Source organism: Streptomyces sp. NPDC002130, assembly GCF_040296465.1.
Taxonomy (GTDB): domain Bacteria; phylum Actinomycetota; class Actinomycetes; order Streptomycetales; family Streptomycetaceae; genus Streptomyces.
In genome coordinates this window covers 1-4,666 of sequence record NZ_JBEOXI010000406.1, presented here as the reverse complement: position 1 = coordinate 4,666, position 4,666 = coordinate 1, and the positions used below count along the sequence as shown (strand labels likewise).

The 4,666-nt window shown below is 61.9% G+C and carries 5 protein-coding genes and 1 pseudogene; 1 reads left to right on the top strand and 5 read right to left on the bottom strand.

The features are described from left to right. A partial coding sequence (locus tag ABT116_RS39690; protein ID WP_351644688.1) for an amidohydrolase family protein occupies positions 1 to 1,205 on the top strand: 1,205 nt, incomplete at its 5' end. Between the two features lie 78 nt (positions 1,206 to 1,283). On the opposite strand, the gene ABT116_RS39685 is transcribed toward ABT116_RS39690, so the two are convergent. From ABT116_RS39685 to ABT116_RS39665, 5 genes and pseudogenes are all read right to left on the bottom strand, one after another. Further along, positions 1,284 to 2,381: an IS30 family transposase gene (locus tag ABT116_RS39685; protein ID WP_351644697.1), complete on the bottom strand. Its 1,098-nt coding sequence runs from the start codon at positions 2,379 to 2,381 to the stop codon at positions 1,284 to 1,286. Positions 2,382 to 2,893: 512 nt separating this feature from the next. Next, positions 2,894 to 3,094 carry a helix-turn-helix domain-containing protein gene (locus tag ABT116_RS39680; RefSeq protein WP_209923439.1) on the bottom strand — a complete coding sequence of 67 codons (201 nt, stop codon included), beginning with the start codon at positions 3,092 to 3,094 and terminating at the stop codon, positions 2,894 to 2,896. Between the two features lie 46 nt (positions 3,095 to 3,140). After that, entirely contained in the window at positions 3,141 to 3,737 is a 597-nt protein-coding gene (locus ABT116_RS39675; RefSeq protein WP_351644683.1) for a transposase, read from the bottom strand. Between the two features lie 193 nt (positions 3,738 to 3,930). Beyond that, positions 3,931 to 4,002, bottom strand: a pseudogene (locus ABT116_RS39670) (hypothetical protein); the annotation flags it as partial. Next, entirely contained in the window at positions 3,981 to 4,334 is a 354-nt protein-coding gene (locus ABT116_RS39665) for an IS110 family transposase (RefSeq protein WP_209923418.1), read from the bottom strand. The gene ABT116_RS39665 and the pseudogene ABT116_RS39670, both read right to left, overlap by 22 nt. Positions 4,335 to 4,666: the final 332 nt, after the last annotated feature.

Below are 4,666 nucleotides of genomic sequence, written 5' to 3'. Positions count from 1 at the left end.
ACGCAGTGCCCACGTTGCACAATGCGACCCTCGTCGACGGACGGATCGTCGATGTTCATATCGTGGGCGGGCGAGTGTATGACGTCGTACCCGCGCAAGGGCTAGTGCCAAGCGAGGACGACCTCGACCTCACCGGATTTCTCCTGCTCACGGCGCCGGCAGAGCCGCACGCGCATCTGGACAAGGCACTATCGTTCGACGAGATCCGGCCACCTGCTGGTGATCTCGGTTCCGCAATCGAAACCTGGGAAAACCACACACCGTCCCTGACCGTCGAGAGTATTGCCGAGCGCGCCCGACGCGCGGCATTGTTGCTGCTGGGCAACGGAACGACCGCGGTGCGATCACACGTCAATCTCCTACGAGGCGACCAGCCGTTACGTGGAATTCAGGCACTGGTGAAAGTCCGTGAGGAACTCTCGAGCGTCATGGATATTCAGCTCGTGGCGATGACGCCGTACGTCGTGGGCGACGAGGCAGTACATGCAGCCCTCGACCTCGGCGTCGATTTCTTGGGTGGGCATCCGCACCAAACACCCGACCCCAGCGGAAATCTGCAGCGACTGTTGGCAATAGCACGTGATCGCCGCGTCGGCGTCGACATGCACACCGACGAGCAAACCAACCCGACGATGCTCACGCTCGAGGAGCTTGCTCATTCCGTCCGGGACTGGCCGAGTTCGATGCCGGTGACCGCCGGACACTGCGTCAGTCTGGGAATGGTCACGCCGGAAGTGCTGGCCCGCGTGATCGAAGCGGTCAAAGAGAGCAACGTCGGGATCGTCAGCCTGCCGATCACCAATCTGTACCTACAGGGCTGGGACACCCCTGTGGCAATGCCGCGTGGTCTCACCGCCGCGCGGGCATTGATCGATGCCGGTGTACGGTTCGGCGCCGGCGCCGACAACGTTCGTGACCCTTACAACCCGCTCGGACGCAGCGATGCTCTCGAGACAGCGATGTTGCTGGTCACTGCCGGGCATCTGTCTGTCGAGGAGGCCTATCGGGCCGTCAGCGACGGCGCCCGTGACGTCATGTCACTTCCGAAGTCGGGAATCGAGAAAGATGCACAGGCCGAATTGTTAGCCATCCGTGCGGAAAGCCTCGAAGAAGCCGTTGCGGCCGCACCTCAAGACCGGATCGTGCTGCACCAAGGAAGACTCGTGTCGATGAGCAGAACCCAACGAGGGTTCTGCGAGTTCTGAGTTCACACGGCACCGGTTGGCGTAGCGAACGCACCGACCTGAAAAACTCTCTTTTCACAGCGTAAGTGCACGGCGGTTTCAAGAACCCAGCGCAACACTGCTGATGAGTTCGTTCAGTTTCTCACGAGGGGTATGGAATCCGTGAATCTTCCGGGGGCGGTTGTTGAGCTGCTCGACCATTGCCTCGATCGCGTCGTCGGATACGTTGTTGAAGTTAGTGCCCTTCGGGTAGTAGTCGCGGATTAGGCCGTTCAGGTTCTCGTTCGAGCCTCGTTGCCAGGGCGAATGCGGGTCGCAAAAGAACACGGGGCATCCGGTCGCGATCGTGAAGTCTTTGTGTCTCGACATCTCCTGCCCCTGATCCCAGGTCAGAGTTTTCCTGAGATGTTCTGGGAGGCGCATGATTTGGTTGCGGATGACGTCGATCACGGTGGCCGAGTCGCGGACGCCGGGTAGCCGTTCTATCAACGCGAAGCGCGTGTTCCGCTCGACGAGCGTGACGATCCCGGAGTTTGCGGGACCGACAACGAGATCGCCTTCCCAATTCCCAGGGACAGCACGATCCGCCGCGGAAGCGGGCCGGTCCGTGAGCCGGGCCCCCGCTAACCACGGTCGGACATCGCGGGATGGCAATCGTGAGGCAGGTGTCCTGCGAGAACGGCCTGAACGCAACGCCTTGGCGACGGTCAATTCGTGCCGTAACGATCCCCGGCCTTGGACATAGAGGGCTTGGTAGATTGTTTCGTGGGACACCCACAACTGCGGCTGGTTGGGGAACATCATCCGTTGTCTCCCTGCGATCTGCTGCGGAGAGTGCTTCTCGTTCAAGCCTGTGACGACGAGTGACCGCAGCTCATGGCAATCAAGTTTGCGTGCCCTTGTTCTCACGCGCGAGCGCATCGTGTGGTGATGCGCGACACCGGCATGGTATCTCGTCTCTCGCGACCCGCCGCGCCCTCGCCCGGTCTCGACTCTGTGATGTCCAAGCTCCCGTGAAATTGTGGACGCGGCAACGTCCAGGTGCCGGCCGATCGCTCGTATCGACCACGCGGGCGTGCTGTTGATCGCCATCTCGATGAAGACACGGTCCTGGTGAGTCAAGCGACGGTATGCGCGTTGAGGATTCAACGCTGACGTTGACGTAGTGACAGGCTCGATGCCGCCTCGGGCTCCCATACGGATCACCATGCCCGCTAGCCTGGCCCACTCGACGACCGCTCCCGTGTTCACACCGAATCGGCTCGCCGTTTCCTGAGCGGAAGCACCCATAAGAAGCATCGAATACGCGATGCACCGATCGTTCCACGAAACCGTCACGACAACCTCCGCATGAAGGTGTTGCGTTGGCTTCTTGAAACCGCCCACCTTTCGTTGTTCAACACTTCTGCAATACAAGGCCCCGCGAAAGATGTGGGCTGACAACCGGATTGCATACATCCCTAGCCGAGCAATTCGGAACTCATCCCACATCGGAGCACCGCGACTGAATGGGTTGCGCCGCAGCAGCGCTACGCATCGATTAACGCTTTCTGCACGTGATGCAAATATTATTGATAAATCTGAAGCCCTCTTTTCGTGGTCAAGGCATGACTCGCATCGCGGGTTCGCCTGCGGTGCGGAGCCCGGTAGATGTTGTCAAGTTGTCTGGGATACAGCAGTTTTCGGGCGCAGCAGGCCAATTGATGCTCCTAGGGTGTCAAATCGGTGTTTCGGAGCCATGTTTCGTAGGTGGTGAGGAAGGTAGCGTCGTGGACCCGTCCGTTTTCCGCGAGTGAAATCTTGGCGATGCTGACGCCCAAGGCTGCGGCCGCCTGAACTTGGATGAGTCCGCGTTCTTGGCGGAGCGGTCGAAGCTTTCGGTGATCGACAACGGGGACGGGGCTACTGATGAGTGTGAAAGACTTCTCGAGCGATCACGCGTTTGAGCTCTCTTGGTCAAGTCGCGGTGACAAGCAGTTGTTCGCCGCGGTGTCGGCAAGGAGCGTAGGGGGTGTCGGTGGTCCAGCAGGCCCAGATCACTCGGACCCATCCACGGGCGAGTATCCGTACCGCGTGTGGGTGCCGAGCACCCCGCGAACGGGCACGCCGGTAGCAGTCGCCAGCCCACGCCGAGCTGTGTCGTGAGTTGTCGGCGAAGCCTGTAATCGCGGCGCGTGCCGGCTTGTTGGCGGTATAGCGGAAGCCGACGCTGCGGGATTTTCCCGAGGCCCTCGTGACCGGTGCGGCCCCGCACAGGGCGGCGACCTGTTCGCCGGTAGTCGCATCGCTCGAGCAGGGCCCGATCTCTGCGATGAGCGCCGCGAGGCTGACGTTGGCGACGCGCGGAAGGGACTCGAAGAGCACAGTTTTGGGATGGGCAGCCAGGGCGTCCGCGAGTTCGTGCTCAAGACGGGCGATTTCGGTGTTGAGCAGGGCGATCTGGGCGATTGATCCACGAATGATCGCTTCGAGTACCTTCGGCGCGATGGGGTTCGCGGCGGCGGGCGCTGCCCGGAGCCGCCCGACGAGTTCGGCCCGCGGACTTGCCGCCACGGTAGCTGTGCCGATGGCAGAACTGGCGCATCCGACCTTCACCGAGAAGTGCCGCCGACTGTGGGGTGGGGTAGTCGGCCAAGAATGCCAGTGCGACTTGGGATGTCAGCTTCTGGAATACCTTCGCCGCGCCGGGCCAGTGCTCGGACAAGATGGCCCACAACTGATTCGAGGACGCCGTGCGCGCCTGGACCAGCACGGTTCGTGCGCGAACGTGTGTGGCAAGTTCCCTGGTGGCCTGCGCTACCGGTTCGACCCGGCGCAGGCGGTGATTGTCGGTGCGGGCGTAGTCGGCGAGCATGATGTGACAGCCTTCGCTCCTGCCGAACCCCACCGTGGCCGCGCAGCCTTGAAAGATGCCGGTTCGATCATCAGTACGGGATGCCCTGCGCTGGCAATGCGCCCTACGACCAGACCCTCACCACGCTCGACCGCCACCGGGAGCCGGGCCGGATCACCCAGTTGGGAGAGTTCGGCGAAGAGCGCCGCGATGCCTTTCTCGGTGTGCTCGATCATCCAGGTCTTGATTACCGTCCCGTTGTCGTCGATTAAGCAGACGCCGTGCCGAGTTGAACCCCAATCCCATCCACAGAACATGTGTTGACCTCCAGGTCCGAATACCGTCGCTGGAGCCGGGCAGGGCGTCGGTTCCTCATTGTTCGGCCCTCGTGGGGCTGCTCTCTCGCGCCGATCACACTCCCCGGCAACGGCGAGGGCGACCTGCTCAAACGGGCCATCGAGTGGCTAGACAGCGTGGCCGTCCCCCGTCGTTCCCGACGAACGAGCCGACATGGCCCGCATTACCCATACTCATCCAATGAGGCAGCGGAGGATTTCCTTGGTTCCCTTGCCTTCCTGCCGCTGGCCTCGGTGACCCGTCGCCTCGGACAAGACCATCATCGGCGTGAGCGACACCGCCGAGATCGTGC

What these genes read in the sequence shown, in the direction of transcription:
- ABT116_RS39685 (WP_351644697.1), bottom strand. Translation starts at nt 2,381, where the DNA reads ATGGGAGCCCGAGGCGGCATCGAGCCTGTCACTACGTCAACGTCAGCG.
- ABT116_RS39665 (WP_209923418.1), bottom strand. Translation starts at nt 4,334, where the DNA reads ATGTTCTGTGGATGGGATTGGGGTTCAACTCGGCACGGCGTCTGCTTA.